Source organism: Amycolatopsis rhabdoformis (genome assembly GCF_035918295.1).
Classification (GTDB): Bacteria; Actinomycetota; Actinomycetes; order Mycobacteriales; family Pseudonocardiaceae; genus Amycolatopsis; species Amycolatopsis rhabdoformis.
The window spans coordinates 6,277,540-6,297,427 of sequence record NZ_CP142149.1; the positions used below are offsets into that span (position 1 = coordinate 6,277,540).

Annotated in this window: 13 protein-coding genes and 2 pseudogenes; 8 read left to right on the top strand and 7 right to left on the bottom strand. The window is 69.4% G+C overall.

Annotation, left to right across the window (positions count from 1 at the left end):
* Positions 1-3: 3 nt before the first annotated feature.
* Positions 4-309, bottom strand: coding sequence for a winged helix-turn-helix transcriptional regulator (locus tag VSH64_RS28805; protein ID WP_326565860.1), 306 nt, complete (start codon positions 307-309; stop codon positions 4-6).
* A gap of 864 nt (positions 310-1,173) precedes the next feature.
* On the opposite strand from VSH64_RS28805, the gene VSH64_RS28810 reads away from it, so the two are divergent.
* Both VSH64_RS28810 and VSH64_RS28815 read left to right on the top strand, forming a co-directional pair.
* Positions 1,174-2,547, top strand: a complete 1,374-nt coding sequence (locus VSH64_RS28810; RefSeq protein ID WP_326565862.1) for an FAD-binding oxidoreductase — start codon at positions 1,174-1,176, stop codon at positions 2,545-2,547.
* A gap of 22 nt (positions 2,548-2,569) precedes the next feature.
* Complete coding sequence (locus VSH64_RS28815; RefSeq protein WP_326565863.1) at positions 2,570-4,123, top strand: acetolactate synthase large subunit; 1,554 nt, start codon at positions 2,570-2,572, stop codon at positions 4,121-4,123.
* On the opposite strand, the gene VSH64_RS28820 is transcribed toward VSH64_RS28815, so the two are convergent.
* Positions 4,120-5,529, bottom strand: coding sequence for an MFS transporter (locus VSH64_RS28820; protein WP_326565864.1), 1,410 nt, complete (start codon positions 5,527-5,529; stop codon positions 4,120-4,122). The genes VSH64_RS28815 and VSH64_RS28820 overlap by 4 nt on opposite strands.
* Positions 5,530-5,853: 324 nt before the next feature.
* On the opposite strand from VSH64_RS28820, the gene VSH64_RS28825 reads away from it, so the two are divergent.
* On the top strand, positions 5,854-7,038 hold the full coding sequence (locus VSH64_RS28825) for an SPFH domain-containing protein (protein ID WP_326565865.1): 1,185 nt from the start codon (positions 5,854-5,856) through the stop codon (positions 7,036-7,038).
* A gap of 274 nt (positions 7,039-7,312) precedes the next feature.
* Positions 7,313-8,503, top strand: a complete 1,191-nt coding sequence (locus tag VSH64_RS28830; protein ID WP_326565866.1) for a hypothetical protein — start codon at positions 7,313-7,315, stop codon at positions 8,501-8,503.
* A 50-nt stretch (positions 8,504-8,553) separates the two neighbouring features.
* On the opposite strand, the pseudogene VSH64_RS28835 reads toward VSH64_RS28830, so the two are convergent.
* Positions 8,554-8,700: pseudogene (locus VSH64_RS28835) on the bottom strand (DUF3761 domain-containing protein); the annotation flags it as partial.
* A 37-nt stretch (positions 8,701-8,737) separates the two neighbouring features.
* Between VSH64_RS28835 and VSH64_RS28840 the strand changes: the two are divergent.
* The 4 genes from VSH64_RS28840 to VSH64_RS28855 all read left to right on the top strand — a co-directional run bounded on the left by VSH64_RS28840 (position 8,738) and on the right by VSH64_RS28855 (position 12,436).
* On the top strand, positions 8,738-9,106 hold the full coding sequence (locus VSH64_RS28840; protein ID WP_326565868.1) for a hypothetical protein: 369 nt from the start codon (positions 8,738-8,740) through the stop codon (positions 9,104-9,106).
* Between the two features lie 244 nt (positions 9,107-9,350).
* Entirely contained in the window at positions 9,351-10,445 is a 1,095-nt protein-coding gene (locus VSH64_RS28845; RefSeq protein ID WP_326565869.1) for an FAD-dependent oxidoreductase, read from the top strand.
* 55 nt (positions 10,446-10,500) lie between these two features.
* Entirely contained in the window at positions 10,501-11,049 is a 549-nt protein-coding gene (locus VSH64_RS28850) for a dihydrofolate reductase family protein (protein ID WP_326565870.1), read from the top strand.
* Between the two features lie 52 nt (positions 11,050-11,101).
* On the top strand, positions 11,102-12,436 hold the full coding sequence (locus VSH64_RS28855; protein WP_326565871.1) for a hypothetical protein: 1,335 nt from the start codon (positions 11,102-11,104) through the stop codon (positions 12,434-12,436).
* Positions 12,437-12,439: 3 nt separating this feature from the next.
* Here the strand turns inward: VSH64_RS28855 and VSH64_RS28860 are convergent, their stop codons facing one another.
* The 4 genes and pseudogenes from VSH64_RS28860 to VSH64_RS28875 all read right to left on the bottom strand — a co-directional run bounded on the left by VSH64_RS28860 (position 12,440) and on the right by VSH64_RS28875 (position 19,871).
* The gene (locus VSH64_RS28860) at positions 12,440-15,250 is read right to left on the bottom strand and encodes a type 1 periplasmic-binding domain-containing protein (protein ID WP_326565872.1); all 2,811 of its coding nucleotides are present in this window, start codon (positions 15,248-15,250) and stop codon (positions 12,440-12,442) included.
* 65 nt (positions 15,251-15,315) lie between these two features.
* Positions 15,316-16,074: pseudogene (locus VSH64_RS28865) on the bottom strand (GntR family transcriptional regulator).
* 404 nt (positions 16,075-16,478) lie between these two features.
* Positions 16,479-18,650 carry a 3-hydroxyacyl-CoA dehydrogenase NAD-binding domain-containing protein gene (locus VSH64_RS28870; RefSeq protein ID WP_326565874.1) on the bottom strand — a complete coding sequence of 724 codons (2,172 nt, stop codon included), beginning with the start codon at positions 18,648-18,650 and terminating at the stop codon, positions 16,479-16,481.
* Positions 18,651-18,659: 9 nt separating this feature from the next.
* A complete protein-coding gene (locus VSH64_RS28875; protein WP_326565875.1) occupies positions 18,660-19,871 on the bottom strand; it encodes an acetyl-CoA C-acetyltransferase in 1,212 nt (403 codons plus the stop codon).
* Positions 19,872-19,888 lie beyond the last annotated feature (17 nt).

Here is a 19,888-nt window from a genome sequence, read left to right on the forward strand (position 1 = left end):
GGTTCAGTTGGCCCCGTTGACGTAGTTCTCGTACAGCGCCGTCCACACGTCGAGGTCGGCCAGTTCGTCGGCCAGGCAACGGCCTTCGGCAGTCAGCCCGAACTTCGTGCCGGGCGCGGGCCGTTCGTCCCACGAACCGGTCCCCCGCACGAGTCCCTCGGCCGCGAGCACGCGCAGCACCCGGCCGAGCCAATGACGCGACAGTCGGGTGCGCCTGCGCAGCTCGGTGAAGCCCACTTCACCCTCGGTGAGCACGTCGATCACCTCGACGGCCTTGCGATAACCGGTCACGTGCAGCGGTCCGGGCACAGCGCACCTCCTTCGACCGCGACGCTAAAGCGGTTCGACGCAGGGAACCGAGGCCGTTGACGAAGTCCTGATGCAGCCGCGGCGCGCCTTGACACCCCACCGCCGTCACTCGGGCGTGTGAACCTCCGAGACTCACCATTCGTGGCTGCCTCATCACCGGTTCGGGTAACGCCGCCGCCCGGTTGTCGCAACGGGAGTCTGCTACCGAGAGTGATCAACTTCGGTGTTCGCTACCGACGGTGGCCGTCCGTCCACAATGGCACCCCGCTCAAGAACACGAAAGCCTTACACGTTTAAGGTAGGAAGATTAGTGACGCCCGCCCGGTCCGGAAATGGGCTTTTTGACACCGCGCCGGAGCGGTGAAAATCTTCGTTCGCTCCTCGCGAGAGCACAACTGAACAAAAATCAGAACAAGGAGCCCCTCCCATGCAGATGTTCACCCACCACGCGCACCACGGCCACGACCTGATCTCGGGTCTGCTCGCCCACCTGGCGCACGTGCTCGGCTGGCTCGTCTGATCTGGCGGCAAGGTTTCACCGGGGGCCGGCCTGTTGGCGCGGGCCGGTCCCCTCGGACCGCATTTTCTTCCACGCTTTCCGCGCCACCGGTCACACCGTGACCTGATTCCATTCCCGGCCATTTTTCGGCGACTCGCGGGGCGTCGCCGAAATGGTCTTTTTTTGTTTTCCGGCGGCCTCCACACGAACAGCGCCCGGCACTGAGACCGCCAGTCGCCCCAGCGGCACGAACGGTCCCTTCGCGACACACCTTCATCGAACATGAAGAAGTTTCATAGCGAGCCCTCCTCACCACGTACTACGCTTCGGTAACCAGGCACCGGCGTGTGAGGGAGTGGCAGCTGATGGGTACCGTCGCGGCACGGCTGGCGGAGATCGTCGGGACGGAAAACCTGCTGGTCGGCGAAGCGATCTCCGACGACTACGCCCACGACGAAGCGCTGAGCGTGCAGCAGCAGAAGCCCGCGTACGTCGCGAAGCCGCGCACCGCCGAAGAAGTCGCGGAGCTGCTGAAGGCCGCCACGGAAGCCGGCCTGCCCGTGACGGCGCGCGGCTCCGGCACCGGGCTCTCCGCGGCCGCGCGGCCGGTCGAAGGCGGTCTGCTCGTGTCCTTCGAGCGGATGAACGCCGTGCTCGAGATCGACACCGTGAACCACGTCGCCGTGGTGCAGCCCGGGGTCACGCTGGCCGAGCTCGACCAGCGCACGGCCGAGGCCGGCCTCACCTACCCCGTGTACCCCGGTGAGCTGAGCGCGAGCATCGGCGGCAACGTCGGCACCAACGCCGGTGGCATGCGCGCGATCAAGTACGGCGTGACCCGCGGCAACGTGCTCGGCCTGCAGGCCGTGCTGCCCACCGGCGAGATCATCCGCACCGGCGGGCGCACGTCGAAGATCTCCACCGGGTACGACCTCACGCAGCTGATCGTCGGCTCGGAGGGCACGCTCGCACTCGCCACCGAGGTCACGCTGAAGCTGCACCCGCGGCTGCCCCACGGCGCCACCGTGCTCGCGCCGTTCGACGACTTCGACCAGGTGATGGCCGCGGTGCCGAAGATCGTCACGAGCGGGCTCTCGCCCCACATCCTCGAGTACATCGACAACCTCACCATGGCCGCGATCGTCTACAACGAGAAGCTCGAGCTCGGGGTCCCCGACGCGATCCGCGACAAGGTGCAGGCCTACCTCGTGGTGGCGCTGGAAAACCGCGACACCGGCCGGCTCGGCGAAGACGTCGAGGCACTCGGCGAGCTGCTGAGCGAGCTGGGCGCGATCGACGTGTACGTGCTCGAAGGCGGCTCCGCGCGCCGGCTCATCGAAGCGCGCGAAAAGGCGTTCTGGTCGGCGAAATCGGCCGGCGCGGACGACGTGATCGACGTGGTGGTGCCGCGCTCGGCGATGTCGCCCTTCCTCACGAAGGCCCGCGAGCTGGCGCTGACCGCGGGCGCCGGCGCGATCGGCTGCGGGCACGCCGGCGACGGCAACGTGCACCTCGCGATCTTCTGCAAGGACGCCGAGGTGCGCACGAAGCTGCTCACCGACATTTTCACCTGCGCCATGGACCTCGGCGGCGCGATCTCGGGCGAGCACGGCCTCGGCCGCACGAAAACCAAGTACCACAAGGAACTCGAAGATCCGGCGAAGCTCGAGCTGCTGCGGCGGATCAAGCAGGGCTTCGACCCGGCCGGGATCCTCAACCCCGGTGTCCTCTTCTCCTGAGCCTGACCAGAAAGTGAGCAGCATGAACGGCGCCCAGTCCCTGATCCGCACCCTCGTCGACGCCGGGGTGGAGGTGTGCTTCTCGAACCCCGGCACGTCGGAGATGCACTTCGTCACCGCGCTCGACTCCGTGCCGGAGATGCGCGGGGTGCTCGGGCTGTTCGAGGGTGTGGTGACCGGCGCGGCCGACGGGTACGCCCGTATCGCCGACAAGCCCGCCGCGACGCTGCTGCACCTCGGGCCGGGCCTGGGCAACGGCCTGGCCAACCTGCACAACGCGCGGCGCGCGCACACGCCGGTGGTGAACGTGGTCGGTGATCACGCGACTTACCACAAGCAGTACGACGCACCGCTGGAGTCGGACATCGACGCGGTCGCGGGTTCGCTCGAGGGCTGGGTGCGGCGTTCGGAGCACACGAAGGACGTCGGTGCCGACGCGGCCGCGGCCGTCGCGGCTTCGCAGGACGCGCCGGGCCGGGTGGCCACGCTGATCCTGCCCGCCGACGCGTCGTGGGGCGACGGCGGCGAGACGTGCGCGCCGATCCCGCCGCGCGCGCCGCACGCCGTGGACGCGACGACGGTGAAGAACATCGCCGAGATCCTGCGCAGTGGTGAGCCGGTGGCGCTGCTCGTCGGCGGCGCGGCCTGCCGTGAGGCCGGGTTGCTCGCCGTCAGCCGCATCGCTACGGCGACGGGCGTGAAGGCGCTGATCGAGACCTTCCCGACGCGGCTGGAACGCGGCGCCGGCCTGCCGAACATCGAGCGGCTCGGTTACCTCGCCGAGCAGGCGATGTACCAGCTCGACGGCATCAAGCACCTGATCGTGGCCGGCACGCGCGCGCCGGTGTCGTTCTTCGCCTACCCCGGCAAGCCGAGTGTCCTCGTGCCCGAAGGCGCGAAGGTGCACACGCTCGCCGAAGTCGGGCAGGACGTGGTGAAGGCGCTGGCGGACGTCGCGGCCCTCGTGGCGGCGGAAGTGGAACCCGTGCTGCAGGAGGCTTCGCGCCCGGCGTTGCCGAGCGGGCCGCTCACCGCGCAGAACTGGGTCGAGGTGATCGGCGCGCTGCTGCCCGAGCAGGCGATCATCGCCGACGAAGCCAACACGTCCGGCCTGCTGCTGCCCGGCGCCACCGCCGGCGCCCCGCGCCACGACGTGCTCACCCTCACCGGCGGGGCGATCGGCTTCGGCATGCCGGTGGCCACCGGGGCCGCGATCGCCGCGCCCTCGCGTCCGGTGATCAACCTGCAGTCCGACGGCAGCGCGATGTACACGATCTCCGCGCTCTGGACGCAGGCCCGCGAAAACCTCGACGTGACCACGGTGATCCTCAACAACCACGCCTACGCGATCCTGCGCCTGGAGCTGCAGCGCGTCGGCGCGGCGGCCGACGGTCCGAAGGCCCAGGAGCTGCTCGACCTCAGCCGGCCGGACCTCGACTTCGTGAAGCTGGCCGAGGGCATGGGCGTGCCCGCCACGCGCGCGACCACGGCCGAAGAGCTGGCCGAGCAGTTCGGCCGCGCGCTCGCCGAGCCGGGGCCGCACCTGATCGACGCGTCGGTGCCGCCGCTGCTCTAGACCGCCGCGGGTTCCGGGGCGGCCGTCTTCGCGCGGACTCGGGGCACCAAGGCCGTGAGGCCCAGCCCGATCAGCGCGGCGACGGCCGCCACCACGAACGTGGTGCGGAAGCCGGCCAGCGACGGCACCGTGATCGCGCCGACGGTGATGGTGAGGTTGGCGAGCAGCGCGGCCATCACCGCGCTGGAGGTCGACGTGCCGACCGAGCGCATGAGCGAGTTGAGGCCGTTGGCGGACGCCGTTTCCGTGACCGGCACCGATCCCATGATGAGCGCGGGCATGGCGGCGTAGGCGATGCCCACACCGGCCCCGATGATCACCGACGCGGTGATCAGCTCGGCGACGTTGTCCATGAGCACCATCGCGAACACGTACCCGAGCGCGATCACCACGGCGCCGGTCATCAGCGTCACGCGGGCGCCGTAGCGGTTGGTCAGGCGGGCGGACACGGGTGAGAGGGCCATCATGACCAGGCCGTTGGGCGCCAGGCAGAGGCCCGCCTGGACCATGGTCTGGCCGAGCCCGTAGCCAGTGGTGGCCGGTGCCTGCAGCAGCTGCGGGAACGACAAGGCCATGGCGTACATCGAAAACCCGACCATGATCGACGCCAGGTTCGTGAACAGCACCGGCCGGCGAGCCGACACGCGCAGGTCCACCAGCGGGTCGCGGCGACGCAGCTGGTACCAGCCCCACGCCAGCAGCACGACGATCGCGGCGGCCGCGCTGCCGAGCGTGCCGGCGCTGGTCCAGCCCCACTCGCTGCCCTTGACGATCGGCAGCAGCAGGCAGGTCAGGCCGACGACGAGGCCGAGCGCGCCCACGTAGTCGAAGGGTGCGGGCGTGCGGACGGGTGATTCGCGCACGTAGCGCAGGATCAGCGCCGCGCAGACCACGCCGAGGGCGCCGGCGCTCCAGAAGAGGACGTGCCAGTCGGCGTTCTCGGCCACGATGGCCGCCAGCGGGAGGCCGATCGCGCCGCCGACCCCGAGCGTCGCGCTCATGAGGGCGACGGCGCCGCTGACCTTCTCCGGCGGGAGCTCGTCGCGCATGATGCTGATGCCGAGCGGGATCACGCCCATCGCGCAGCCCTGCAGGCCGCGGCCGACGACCATCAGCGCGAGGTCGCTCGTCACGGCGGACACGACCGAGCCGAGGACCAGCACGGCGAGACTCGCGAGGAGGATGCGGCGCTTGCCGTAGAGGTCGCCGAGCCGCCCCGCGACGGGCGTGATGATGGCGCCGGCCAGCAGCGTCACGGTGACGACCCAGGAGGCGTCGGTCGCCGAGGCGTCGAGCAGGCGCGGGAACGCCGGGATCAGCGGCACCACCAGCGTCTGCATGAACGACGCGACGAGGCCGCACGAGGCGAGCACCGGAACGATCGCTCGCGCGCTTGTCTGAGCCACGGTGTGCCCCCGGATTAGTCGTACGCGGTACCGGAAGGGACGTTACCGGTTGGACCGGCCTCGGCGGGAGGTACGTGACGGACCCGACTTAGCGGATTGGGCTGAATGGAGCAGTCAAAACGGACAGTCCCCTCAGGGAATTCGTCCGACGGCGGCGCTCCGGGATGTCCAATGTGGACACCTTCGGCGCTTCGACGCGACCGGGCACCGCCCGCACCCGCGGCCTGGCACCTGGTGGTTCCGGCCACGTCCGGACGGGGCGCACGGTACTGTGTCGACGGGCCGGGGAGCGCCCGGAACGACGGAGGCGACGGGGGCCGGTACGTGGGGATTTTCGACAAGATCCGCGGCGAGTTCATCGACATCATCGAGTGGACCGACGACAGCCGGGACACGATCGTGTGGCGCTTCCCGCGCTACGAGAACGAGATCAAGATGGGCGCCAAGCTCACCGTCCGCGAGTCGCAGGCCGCGGTCTTCGTGAACGAGGGCCAGGTCGCCGACGCGTACGCCCCGGGCATGCACACGCTGCAGACGCAGAACATGCCGATCATGTCCACCCTCAAGGGCTGGAAGTACGGGTTCAACTCGCCGTTCAAGGCCGAGGTCTACTTCGTCAACACCCGGCAGTTCACCGACCTCAAGTGGGGCACGCAGAACCCGATCATCCTGCGCGACCCGGAGTTCGGCATGGTCCGGCTCCGCGCGTTCGGCGGGTACGCGGTGCGGGTGATCGAGCCGGTCGCGCTGCTCAAGGAGCTCGCGGGCACCGACCCGCAGTTCCGCACCGAGGAGGTCTCCGAGTACCTCCGGCAGATGATCATCGGCAAGCTCGGCCCCGCCATCGCCGCGGCCAAGGTGCCGATGCTCGATCTCGTGACCCAGCAGGACCGGATCGGCGGCGCGATCGCCAACGCGCTCAACCTCGAACTGCACAGCAACGGCATCGAGATCTCGAAGTTCATCATCGAGAACATCTCGGTCCCGCCCGAGGTCGAGGCCGCGATGGACAAGCGGACCCAGATGGGTGTGGTCGGCGACCTCGACCAGTACACGAAGTTCCAGTCCGCCAACGCGATCGAAGCCGCCGCGAACAACCAGGGCGGCGCGGGCGAAGGCCTGGGCATCGGCCTCGGCATGGCGCTCGGCCAGCGGGCCGCGGGGCCGCAGGGGTACCAGCAGCAGCAGTTCCAGCAGCCCCAGCAGTTCCAGCAACCCCAGTACCAGCAGCAACCGCAGCAGCAGTATCAGCAGCAGCCGCCGTCGGCGCCGACACCGCAGATGCCGCCGCCGCTGCCGCAGGCCGAGCAGTGGTTCCTGGGCGCGAACGGTCAGCAACTGGGCCCGTTCGACCGGGCTCAGCTCGGGCAGCAGATCTCCACGGGCACGCTCACCCGGGACACCCTCGTGTGGAGGAACGGGATGCCGCAATGGACGCCGGCCGCGCAGGTACCGGAGGTGTCGCCGCTGTTCGGCGCCACCCCGCCGCCGCTGCCGCCGCAGTCCTGAGCCGTCCAGACTCGTCCAGCGGAGGGGAGCCGCCATGACCAACCCGAACTACCCGCACCACGGCCCGATGCCGAGCGGACCGATGCCCGGCGGGCCCATCCCTGGTGGCCCCATGCCAGGCGGACCGTTCCCTGGTGGCCCCATGCCGGGCGGTGCCATGCCCGGCGGACCCATGCCAGGCGGACCGATGACCGGGGCGCCCATGCCCGGCGGACCGATGCCCGGGCCCATGCCGGGCGGCGCCATGCCCGGCGCGCCCATGCCTGGAGCACCGATGCCCGGCGGACCCCCGCAGTCCGCTCCGCCGCCCGCGTTCGCGCCGGCGAACACGGCCGCGACCACCTACCCGTGCGGCGGCTGCGGCGCCCGCCTGGAGTTCGCGCCGGGGTCGACCTCGATGCAGTGCCCGTACTGCGGGTACCGCCAGGAGATCACGGCCGGCGACCGGCAGATCCGCGAGATCGCGTTCGCCGACCTCACCGGTCTGGCCCGCAAGCCGGTGGCCACGATCGGCCAGTACGTCTTCAAGTGCCAGCGCTGCGGCGCCACCACCGAGACGAACGAGACGGCCAGCCTGTGCCAGTTCTGCGGTGCGCCCCTGGTGATCGACGCGCAGGCGTCCGGCCAGCTCGTGCCCGAAGGCGTGCTGCCGTTCCAGTTCGACAAGGCCGCGGTGAGCACACACCTGAAGAAGTGGACGAACTCACGCTGGTTCGCGCCCAACGCGCTGAAGAAGGTCGGCACCGCCGAGTCCACCAAGAGCACCTACATCCCGCACTGGACCTACGATTCGCAGACCGACACCGTCTACTCCGGACAGCGCGGCGAGCACTACTGGGTCACCGAGACCTACTACGACAACGGGCAGCAGAAGACCCGCCGGGTGCAGCGCACGCGGTGGTACCCGGCCGGCGGCCAGGTCGCCCGGTTCTTCGACGACGTGCTGGTGCTGGGCAGCACGCAGCTGCCGCCGAAGGAGCTCGACCGGCTCGCGCCGTGGCCACTGGAGCAGGCCGAGCCGTACCAGCCGCAGTTCCTCGCCGGGCATTTCGCGCTGCGCTACGACATCGAGGCCGAAAGCGGCTTCGAGGAAGCCAAGCGCCGCATGACGCCGGTCATCGAGGACGACTGCCGCCACGACATCGGCGGTGACGAGCAGCGCGTGCAGTCGATGAACACGTCACACCGCGACGTCACCTTCAAGCTGATGCTGCTGCCGGTGTGGGTCGCCACCTACGTGTACGCCGGCAAGAACTGGCGGATCCTCGTCAACGGCCGCACCGGCGAAGTGCAGGGCGAACGGCCCTACAGCAAGGCGAAGATCGCCATCGCGGCCATCCTCGCGCTGATCGTGGTCGCCGTGATCGTCTACTTCGTCGTGGTCCACGGCCACAGCACCGGGTCGACGTCGCACTCGACGACCACCCACTCGACCAGCCACACCAAGGTCACGCACCACCATTGACGCCGGTGCCCGCCCGATCGGGAATCGGGCGGGTACCCGTCACGGCGCGGTCAGCTCGCGGGGCGGTTGATCCAGACCGCGACGCCGCCGTGGCCGGAGCAGGTGCCGGAGCGGTGCTGGCTGTAGCTGTAGCTGCCGTCGTTGCACTTGGCGGTCGCACCGGCCGGGTTGGACGACGGACGGTGCACGCAGACGCCCGAGGAGTTGCGGTAGTAGTCCGCGCTGCAGGCCGCGGTGTTGGTTTTCGGCGCCGCGGCGGTGGTTTTCGGCGTCGTCTTCGGTTTCGCTGTGGTTTTCGGAACGGTGACCTTGGGTACGGTCTTCGAAGCGGTGGTCTGCGGTGCGACGTCCGTCGGCACGGAAGTGGTCGAAGCGGACGATTCGGTCGTCGGCGTCGCGGAAGTCGTTACCGGCGAAGAGGAAGTGCTCGGCAGTGAAGCCGTGGTGACCGGCGGGACGACGCCACCGCTTCCGCTCGGAGCAGGTGCCGCGCCGCAGCCGGCGACCAGCAAACCGGCAGCCAAGAGCATTCCCAGTTTTCGCAACACCTTGTGCCTCCTCGAAAAAATGACCGTGCGCCGCCTTGTCGAGGAATTACCATGAAACGTTACAGACGTGAACGAATCCACAGAAAGGTACGGAACCCGTTGCTGGGCAACAAAACGCACCCTGCGACGGATCGCCGCGATACCGTCAGCAGCGGACCCGGCACGCGGCCGCACCGTTACGAGGTCTAGACCTCAACTGCCAAGATCCGGAAAAAACCGCACCACTGGGCCGCACCGGTGATCTTGTGCCACCTTTTCCGGCTTGTCACCACACCGTTTCCGCGAGGAAGATGTGGCCCGTGCGAAAACGAGCGGTGGTCGCCGGGGGCGGCGTTGTCGGGTTGACGACCGGGCTTGCGCTCCGGCGAGCGGGGTTCGAAACCCTGGTGTGCGAACAGGAATCGGAGATCCGCGGCGTCGGCGCCGCGCTGGGGCTGTGGGCGAATGCGCTCGCGGTGTTCGACCGGCTCGGTGTGGGCGGTGAGATCCGCGCGGCGGGCGCGCCGAGCGCGATCCGCTACCAGGACCCGGCCGGTGAGGTCATGGACGAGTACTACGGCGACCTCGCCGACGTCGACTACCTCATGATCACGCGCCAGCGCCTCAACGAGCTGCTCGCCGCCGCGCTGACGCCGGACGAACTGCGCACCGGCGCGCGCGTGACCGGCTACCGCGACCACGACGCCGGCGTCACCGTGGAGTTCTCCGACGGCTCGACCGAGGAAGCCGACCTCCTCGTGGGCGCCGACGGCGTGCACTCGCGCATCCGCGAGCAGCTCTCCCCCGGCTCGGCCGCGCAGGACTACCCCGGCCACCTGGCGTGGCGCGGGATCGTCGCGGAGAGCGCCATCCCGGCGATCACGTCGGAACGGTTCGTGATCGGCCGCGAACGCACCCGCGGCGGGGTGGTCCGCAGCGGTGGCGGCACGGCGTTCTGGGTCATCGCCCAGCTGGGCTCGCCGCCGCCCGAGGGCTCGCCGAAGGAGCAAGCTCTCGCCCGCGTCGCCCACCTCTACGACGGCGGCTGGTCCTTCCCCTTGCGCGAAGCCATCGAAGCGACGCCGGACGAGCGCGTGGTCAGCAACCGTGTGCTGGCGCTGCCCCGGCAATCCCGCTGGGTCTCCGCCCACGTCGCCCTCGCCGGCGACTCCGCGCACGCCGTCTCCCCGCACATCACCTCCGGCGCCTCCCTGGGCGTCGAAGACGCGCTGGTCCTCGCCGAGCACCTCACGGACGCGGACGTGCCGGCCGCGCTGCAGGCGTACGAAGCCGACCGGCTTCCGCGCTACGCCGAGGTGTACCGCTGGGTCGACGAGGTCGCGGCGGCCGCCGACGAGCCGCACCTCTACGCCAAGGAGTTCTTCGATTTCGTGAGGTGGATGCTCGGCCGATGAGTTTTCGGGTGCCCGCCGGTCAGTACGGGCACACCGAAAACGAACGGAGACCTCCATGGGCAACGTGCGCTGGCACCTGATGATGTCGCTCGACGGCTTCGCCGCCGGCCCCGGCCACTCGATGGACTGGATGTCGGGCACCAAAGTCGCCCCCGGCGTCCACCACGAAGCCATCGCCACCCTCGGCGCGGTGCTGGGCGGTCGCCGCGGCTACGACGCCCTCACGCAGCGCGTCCCGGGCCAAGCGGGTCGGCAGCCCTACGGCGGCGACTGGACGGGTCCGGTCTTCGTGCTCACGCACCACCCCGAGGACGCGATCCCGGACGACACCGTCACCTTCCTGGACTGCGATCTCACCGAGGCCGTCGAGATCGCCCTGGCCGCCGCGAAGGGCAAGGACCTGGAGATCCACAGCCAGGACATCGCCCGCCAATGCCTGGAACTCGGGCTGATCGACGAGTTCCACGTGCACCTGGCCCCGGTGATGCTCGGCTCGGGCGTGCGTCTGTTCGACAGCCCCGGCACCCCGCCCGTCCACTTCGCCCGCATCCACGACGGTGATCCGGCGCTGGCGGTCGATCTCCGGTACCGCCCGGTGAGGTGAGCCCGCGCAACCGCCGGACACGCGTGCGCGGTAGCGGCTAATCTCGTCCACCGTGTCCGATTGGCTTCGCTACGCCCTCGTCGCCGTCGCTGTGCTCGCGGGTGTGGCGGTGCTCGCGCGCCGGCGTTCGGTGCGGACCGCGCTGGTAGACACCGTCGATCGCCTCGTGCCGTCCCTGAGCCGGCGCCGGGGCCGGATCGCGCTGTCGGTGGTCGCGTGGCTGATCATCGGCCTCGCGGTCGCCGCGGTGACCTTCGGCGGCCTGCTCTGGTTCCTCGGCTGGCCGCGGTTGCCGAGCACGGCCTCGTTCGGCGTCGACCAGTTCCTCGATCTCATGAAGATCGCCCTGTCGGTGGTCGCGGGGTTCGGCGGTGTCGTGCTGCTCGCGGTCAACTACCGCAAGCAGCGGGTGACCGAAGACGAGCACCGGCTCGCCGTCGAGAAGGACGAACGGGAAACGGTCCAGCGCTTCAACGAACGCCTCGGCAAAGCCGCCGAGCAGCTGGCGCACGAAAGCCCGGCGGTGCGGTTGACCGCCGTCTACTCCCTCGCCGGCCTGGCGGACGACTGGGTCGACAAGCGCCAGGTGTGCGTGGACGTGTTGTGCGGGTACCTCCGCCTGTCACCGGACGAGGTCTCAACCGAGGAAACCGAGGTGCAGCAGGCCATCCTCCGCACGTTCCGCGATCGGTTGGGCCGCCGCGGCGCCTGGCGGTGGCACGAGCTCACCTTCGACTTCACCGGGGTCAGGTTCCTCAACGCCGACTTCTCGCACCTGGAGTTCGCCGGCTCGGCGGTCTTCGACGGAGCGAGGTTCACCGGCGAACTCACCACGTTCGACTGGGCCGCCTTCACCGGCAAGCTCAGCTGCCACGGCACCGTGTTCGAGTCCGAGCGATCGACGTTCACGTTCGCGCGGTTCGACGCCGGTGCCGAGTTCGTCGGCACCGAGTTCAAGGGCCGGGAGCTGGACTGTTCCGGCTGGCGTGTCGGGCGCGGCCCGATCGACTTCTACCGGTGCCGGTTCCTCGGTGAGCTGGTGGACTTCTCCGGGATGGCCCTGCGTCCGGGCGACGTCCGGTTCGGCAAGACCGAGTTCACCGATGCCCGCCTGGACTTCGACTCGGTCGAGGAACCGTGGTCCGAAAAGGACCGACGGCCGCGGCTAGTCTTCGAAGACGTGCGAGTCACCCGGTGCCGCTGGGCGATCACCCCGTACAAGGCCCACGAGCGGATGATCTGGCTGATCGACTGCGTGCTCGACTCGGTCGACCTCGCGATCGACGAGCACGGCCTCACCCGGCCCCGCCTGAACGTGCACAACCTCGAGCTCCGAGGCGGCACCACGGTGCCCGAGGCCTACGTCCGTCGCTGGCCTTCCGAGTAGCGCTCACGAATCCGCTGGACACCAGGCGTCCGACGTGTGCCCCGCCGCCATGCCGCAGAAGCCCTGCAGGCCGCGCACCACCTCACCGCCCTCCACGCGCAGCACGGAGACCGGCTTGGCTTCCGGCACGTGCCGGCCGATGTCGCCGCCGTAGTCGATGGTGCCGGAGACGCCCTCGATGTACTTGTTCGTCTGACGGTCGTCGGGGCGGGAGGTGTGGATGGCGGTGATCTCGCGCCACACCGCGCCCGGCGTCACCGGGATGTTGGCGGACGTCTCGCGCAGGTAGGCGGTGGCCGTGATCATCACGAGGGCGGCGTCGTAGGAAAGGGCGGCGTGGCCGTCGAAGGAGCGGCCGCGTTCGGTCTGCTCGAAGGGGAACAGCGTGCGGTCGAGCGTGGTGTAGAAGTCGCGCGCGAGGCCCTGCGGGTCGGTGGCCGGCTCGCTGGCGAAGGACAGGTAGTAGTACGGCAGCGCGCGGTTCTGCTCGCGCGCCACCTGGTCGGCGACGAAGCGGGACACGTCGTCGTCACCGATGATCGTGGCCGTGCTGCCGCATTGGGCCGCTCCGTTGGCGAAGTCGCCGAAGTCCGGCACGCCGCGGCCGGCGAAGAGCACGAACCCGTTGTAGGAGCACGTGTCCCGGCCCGCGGCGGCGGCGTTGCCCACGAGCCGTTCGCCGTAGCGATCGTGCGACGGGGGTGCCACCTGGCCGCCGTCCGGCTCGAACGCGCGGGCTTCGACCGTGAAACCCTTGTCCTTGAACGACTTCACCACGTCGTCGCGCAGGTTCGTGCTGTAGGTGTCGGAATCGTCGTCGGAGTAGTACACGCGCAGCGTGCGCGGGCCCGGCCGGGTGGCGGCGAAGGCCGCGGCCACCGCGGCTTCGCGACGGTTCTGCGGCGCCACCTGGAAGTACACGGGATTCTGGTCGGCGAGCCCGTCGGCCGAGAGCGTGGAGGCCACCACCGGCAGCCCCGCGTCGCCGAGCGCGCGGATCGTCAGCTGCGTTGGCAGGCTGCTCATGTCCAGGCCCACCACACCGACGATGCTGGGGTCCTGCTCGGCCATCCGGCTCAGCTGCTGCGCGACGGCCACGCCCTGGCGCATCCCGAGCCCGCCGTTGGCCATGAGCACGCGCACGATCGGCTCGGCCGTGGCCGTGGCCGTGAGCTGGCGCAGCTGCGCCACCGCGATGCCTTCCAGCGACTCGCGTTCGGCGGTGAGACCGTCGGCGGTGCCGTTGGACGACGTGTGCGCTTCGAGGTCCACGAGCGTGATGTACGGCCGCTCCGGATGCGCGTCGTGCAGCTCGGCCGCGCGGCGGTTCTGGTCCGTGATCACGGAAAGCACCTGCCGGATGGTGTCGTCGGCGGGCTGGAACACCGCGAACGAACCGTCGGAGATCCCCACGCACTCGGTGCCCGTCCAGGTGAGCCACTCGCTCGACGTGCCGCAGTGACTCGTGCGGAAATCCTGATACCGCACGCCGAGGACGCTCGCCACGAGCGCCACGACCACCAGCGGCACCCCGATCCGCATCCACCGTGTCGCCCACCACGGCGGCCGCGACTGCCGCCGGCGCAACACATACGTGTCCCCGAGCGACTGCACGTGCTTGCGCGCCTTGCTCTGCTGCTCGGGCGTGCCGGGGTCGAGGCCGATCGGCAGGTACCACGCGGCGGCGTCGCGGGCGCGGCGGTCGCGGAGCAGCTGGTGCTGCCACGAGCGGTACGCGTCGCCTGCGTCCGCCGCGGTCCACCGTGGACGGTCCTCGCTGGGCCGGTCGTCCGGCGGCGGTGCGTCGCTCGTGCTCACGACCAGCAGCGGGTCGAACAGGCCGGTCTGGTTGCGCACGTCGTTGACCAGCTCCAGCAGCCGGTAGCCACCGTTGGCCGTGGTGACGTGGTCGAGCAGCAGCACCGGGTACGTCATGCGCCGGCGGCGGAAGAACTGCAGCCGGTAGCCGCGGCGGAGGTCTTCCAGGAACGCGTTGACGAGAAGCCGGGCAACGAACTCCGGCGACTCCTGCTGCCACTCGCCATCAGTGAGGCGCACCGCGAAGCGCACGAAGCTGCCCGACATCTCCGGCGCGAGGTGCGGCTGGCGCAGGAACCAGCGGTACCGCCCGGACAGCAGCGGCACGCGACCGGTCACGGCGAGGCGGAACGTCGCCATCGTGAGCAACCGCAGCACGAGCAGCGGGTACTTCCAGGTGTCGTTGGTCGGGACCAGTTCCTTGCCGACGTTCTCGATCGCCGAACGGAACCGCACCAGCAGACCGTTGTCCTGCAGCTTGCGCAGCAACGTCCGCTCCGGCGGGTCCGAGTCGGGCAGCTTCTCGGCCATCAGCTGCACGACCAGCGTGAACAGCCCGAACCTGAGGCCGGAACCCCGGGACCGCGGGCTGCGGAGAAGCTCAGTGCGCGCCTGCCACAGGATGTCCCGGATCGCCTGCACGCTGGCCTCGGTGGCGGGGCCGTCGTTGTCCGTTTCGTTGGCGAGCGCCTCGAGCGGCAGGTAGGCGTACCGGACACCCCCACTGGGCCGCGCACTGCCGAGCCGCCGCTTGAACTCCTCCAGCACGCCGACGCCCGCGTCCGGCCCCACCAGGCACACCATCGGCAAACCCTTTCGCCCCGCGCGTTCCTGCTGGTAGCCCGGCTCCCACTCCACGTTCGCCGAATGCAACGACCGCGGCAGATCCCCCACCCGCGGCCGCTGGTACAGCGCCCCGACCAGCTTCACCAGCTTGTCGGCCCCCGCGAAGGCAAGCGGATCCTGGCGCTCCTCGGTGGGCGTTGTGGTGGTCATGAACCATTTTCGCATCCACCACCGACAGGAACTCCCGGCATTTCTGCCGCCATCCGAGCGAATCCTCAGTCGGCGGGCCACTCGTACGACAGTGCGTGACGATCCGTCGACCCTGTCGTTCGTCTCTAAGGAGTGCCGTCAGCCCCGTAGGCCACTCGGGTGACGGTGATTACGGGGACACCGTCGGCGAGCTGCAACAACGAGGCTTCATCGGGAGTCGGCATCCGCGCGCCGACGTGTTCGATGAAGGAGCCAAGGGCGTGGCCGGCTTCCTCCAAACGCGCATATGTCCCGCCGGGCCCGGTGTCCGGGTTCTCGACGGCGGTTCCGCGGGTCAGCTCACGCGGGAGCCTCGACACGGCCAGCTGAACCACCACGCCGTCGACTCGCATGACCCGATCCCGGACGGTGACCTCACTGCCTTCGGGGACCGCGAGCCGAGCGGCGACCCGCGCGACTGCCGGCTCGAAGCGGACCCCCACCTCCGCCGACGGGGTCAGGCCCCGGGTGGCGGCATCGGCTCGGAACGCTCCCCCGTCCTGCTCACGCGCGGCCCGCGAAAGCCGAGCGGCTGCCACTCGTTCCAGCACGATCGTTGACGGCCGGACGACGATGCCGTGGCCGGGTTCGGAAGTCACCAGTCCCTCTGACTGCAGCGCGTTCACAGCTTCGTGAACCGTCGACTCCGAAACCCCGTAGGCATCGACCAATTCGCGCTCGCTGGGCAGCTGCACGCCCGGCGCGTATTCACCTACCGCGATCTTCTCGCGAAGATCCTCGGCGACCTGCCGGTACGCAGGTACACCACTGCTGCGGTCCACCATCAGGCCATCCTGGCACCCACCAACTTGTCAAGACAACTCGATGCGCAGCAGTCATCGGCAGTGCTTCCGAACCGCAGCAAGCCCGCACCGCCTCGCCGAATACGCCTACGAACTCGGCTGCGGCATCCGCCCTCTGATCATCGAGAACGCCCCTGCCGAACGTCCCCTGACATGGCGCGAACGCATGCCCCACCCGGACTTCGCCACCAGACCCCGCCGTTGACACGAGAAAACTCCGCCTCGAGTACAGCCCGACAGTGCACGACCTCACCCTGTGCGAGTTCCTCATGTACGCCCGCTTCCTCGGCTACACCATCCGCCTAGACCTGACCCCCAAACACGAAAAAGGCCCTCCCCCGGAAACCTCCGGGAAAGGGCCCCTCTCGATCAGCCTCTAACAGCGCCTATTCGTAGATCTCACCCTTGGCAGCCTTAGCCACCAACGACTCCGGCGGCAGGAAGTGGTCGCCATACCGCGCCGCCAGCTCACGCGACCGGTCGACGAACCCCTGCAACCCACCCGCGTACTGGTTGATGTACTGAATGACCCCACCAGTCCACGCCGGGAACCCGATCCCGAAGATCGACCCGATGTTCGCGTCCGCCACCGTGGTCAGCACGCCCTCGTCGAAGCACTTCACCGTCTCGAGCGCCTCCGCGAAGAGCATGCGCTCCTTGAGGTCCTCGAAGGGGACTTCGCCGGTGCCGGACTTGAAGGCGTCGCGCAGGCCGGGCCAGAGGCCGGTGCGCTTGCCGTTCTCGTCGTACTCGTAGAAGCCCGCGCCGGTGCTGCGGCCCTTGCGGTCGTAGTCGTCGAGCATGCGGTCGATGACGGCTTCGGACGCGTGCGGCGTCCAGGTGCCGCCGGCGGCCTCGACGGCGGCGCGGGTCTCGACGCGGATCTTGCGCGGCAGCGTCAAAGTCAGCTCGTCCATGAGCTGCAGCGGCGGCGCCGGGTAGCCGGCCTGCGAACCCGCCTGCTCGATCGACGCCGGCTCGACGCCCTCGCCCAGCGCGGCGACGGCCTCGTTGATGAACGTGCCGATCACGCGCGAGGTGAAGAAGCCGCGGCTGTCGTTGACGACGATCGGGGTCTTCTTGATCTGCAGGGTGTAGTCGAAGACCTTCGCGAGCGTCGCGGGCGAAGTCTTCTCGCCGCAGATGATCTCGACCAGCGGCATCTTGTCCACCGGCGAGAAGAAGTGGATCCCGATGAAGTCCTCGGTCCGCTTCACGCCCTCGGCCAGCGTGGTGATCGGCAGGGTCGAGGTGTTGGACCCCAGCACGGCGTCGGAGTTGACGATGCTCTCGATCTCGCCGAACACCTTGTGCTTGAGCTCCACGCTCTCGAACACGGCCTCGATCACGAAGTCGACGCCCTCGAAGTCGGCCGCGTCGCCGGTGGCCTTGATGCGGCCGAGCAGCTCGTCGGACTTCTCCTGCGTGGTCTTGCCCCGCGAGAGAGCCTTCTCCTCGAGCTTGACCGCGTAGCCCTTGCCCTTGTCGGCGGCTTCCTGCGACACGTCCTTGAGCACGACGTCGATGCCGGCTTTCGCCGACACGTACGCGATCGCCGCGCCCATCATCCCGGCGCCGAGCACGCCCACCTTGCGGGCGGTGTACTTCTCGAAACCGTCCGGACGCGAGCCACCCGAGTTGATCGACTGCAGGTCGAAGAAGAACGCCTTGGTCATGTTCTTCGAGACCTGACCGGTGGCCAGGCTCACGAAGTAGCGCGTCTCCACCGTGATCGCGGTGTCGAAGTCGACCTGCGCGCCCTCGATGGCCGCGGCCAGGATCGCGCGCGGCGCGGGCATCGGCGCGCCCTTGAGCTGCTTGCGCAGGTTCGCCGGGAACGCGGGCAGGTTGGCCGCGAAGCTCGGGTTCGACGGGGTGCCGCCCGGGATCTTGTAGCCCTTCACGTCCCACGGCTGGACACCGCCTTCGGGGTTGGCCTTGATCCACGCCTTGGCGGCGGGCACCAGCTCCTCGACGGTGTCCACGACCTCGTGGACCAGGCCCAGCTCCAGCGCCTTGCGCGGCTTGTGCCGTGTGCCCTGCAGCAGCACGTTGAGCAGCGCGCTCTGGATGCCGAGCAGCCGCACGGTGCGCACCACGCCGCCACCGCCGGGCAGCAGGCCCAGCGTGACCTCGGGCAGGCCGATCTGGCTGCCCTTCGCGTCGGCCGCGATGCGGTGGTGCGTCGCCAGCGCGATTTCGAGGCCACCGCCCAAAGCGGCGCCGTTGATGGCCGCGACGACCGGCTTGCCGAGCTGCTCGATGCGGCGCATCTGCGACTTCATCAGCGTGCTCGACGCGGTGAACGCCTCGGCCTGCTCGGGCGTCGCCTTGATCAGGTCACGCAGGTCGCCGCCGGCGAAGAACGTCTTCTTGGCCGACGTGATCACCACGCCCGCGATGTCGTCCTTCTCGGCTTCCAACCGCTCCACGGTGACGCCGAGCGACTCGCGGAAGTCGGCGTTCATGGTGTTCGCCGACTGGTTCGGGTCGTCGAGCGTCAGCGTGACGATGCCGTCCGCGTCCTTCTCCCAGCGGATGGTCTTGCTTTCAGCCATTGGAGGTCCTCACACCCGCTCGATGATGGTCGCGACGCCCATGCCGCCGCCGATGCACAGGGTCACCAGGGCGCGGCGCGCCTGGCGGCGTTCCAGCTCGTCGACCACGGTGCCGACCAGCATCGCGCCGGTGGCGCCGAGCGGGTGGCCCATGGCGATCGCGCCGCCGTTCACGTTCACCTTCTCGTCGGGCAGGTGGAAGTCCTTCTGCCACTTGAGCACGACGGACGCGAACGCCTCGTTGAGCTCCCACAGGTCGATGTCGTCCGGGGTCAGGCCCGCGGTCTTGAGCACCTTGTGGGTGGCCGGCGTGGGGCCGGTGAGCATGATCGTGGGCTCCGAGCCGATGGCCGCGGTGGCGACGATGCGCGCCTTCGGCGTGAGGCCGAAGGTCTTGCCGACCTGCTCGCTGCCGACGAGCACGATGGCCGCGCCGTCGACGATGCCCGAGGAGTTGCCGCCCGTGTGGACGTGGTCGATCTTCTCGACCTGGTGGTACTTCTGCAGCGCGACGGCGTCGAAGCCGCCCATGTCGCCGATGCCGGCGAACGCGGCCTTCAGCTTCGCCAGGCCCTCGACGGTGCTGCCGGGGCGGCGGTGCTCGTCGTGGTCGAGGATCGTGACGCCGTTCATGTCCTTCACCGGCACCACGGACTTCGCGAAGTAGCCACCGGACCAGGCCGCCTCGGCCTTCTCCTGCGAACGCACCGCGAAGCGGTCGACGTCCTCGCGGCTGAAACCCTCCATCGTCGCGATCAGGTCGGCGCCGATGCCCTGCGGCACGATGTACTCGTCGTACGCCGTGGTCGGGTCCATGAACAGCGCGCCGCCGTCGGAACCCATCGGCACGCGCGACATGGACTCCACGCCGCCCGCGATGATCAGCTGGTCCCAGCCCGAGCGCACCTTCTGGGCCGCCATGTTGGTGGCTTCGAGGCCCGACGCGCAGAAGCGGTTGAGCTGTACGCCCGCGACGGTCTCGGGCAGCCCGGCCACCAGCGCGGCGGTGCGCGCGATGTCGGCGCCCTGCTCACCCACCGGGGACACGACGCCGAGGATGACGTCGTCGATCACCTGCGGGTCGAGGTTCGGGTGGCGGACCTTGAGCTCTTCGATCAGCCCGACCACCAGGTCGAGCGGCTTGGTGCCGTGGAGGGCACCGCCCTTGTTCTTACCTCGAGGCGTGCGCATCGCCTCGTAGATGTAGGCCTCGCTACTCACTGAACACTCCTCCGCGC

Bases quoted from the DNA above. Each gene is read 5' to 3' on its own strand.
- VSH64_RS28810 (WP_326565862.1), top strand. From the start codon at position 1,174: ATGGGTACCGTCGCGGCACGGCTGGCGGAGATCGTCGGGACGGAAAAC.
- VSH64_RS28815 (WP_326565863.1), top strand. From the start codon at position 2,570: ATGAACGGCGCCCAGTCCCTGATCCGCACCCTCGTCGACGCCGGGGTG.
- VSH64_RS28830 (WP_326565866.1), top strand. From the start codon at position 7,313: ATGCCCGGCGGACCCCCGCAGTCCGCTCCGCCGCCCGCGTTCGCGCCG.
- VSH64_RS28850 (WP_326565870.1), top strand. From the start codon at position 10,501: ATGGGCAACGTGCGCTGGCACCTGATGATGTCGCTCGACGGCTTCGCC.
- VSH64_RS28860 (WP_326565872.1), bottom strand. From the start codon at position 15,250: ATGACCACCACAACGCCCACCGAGGAGCGCCAGGATCCGCTTGCCTTC.
- VSH64_RS28870 (WP_326565874.1), bottom strand. From the start codon at position 18,650: ATGGCTGAAAGCAAGACCATCCGCTGGGAGAAGGACGCGGACGGCATC.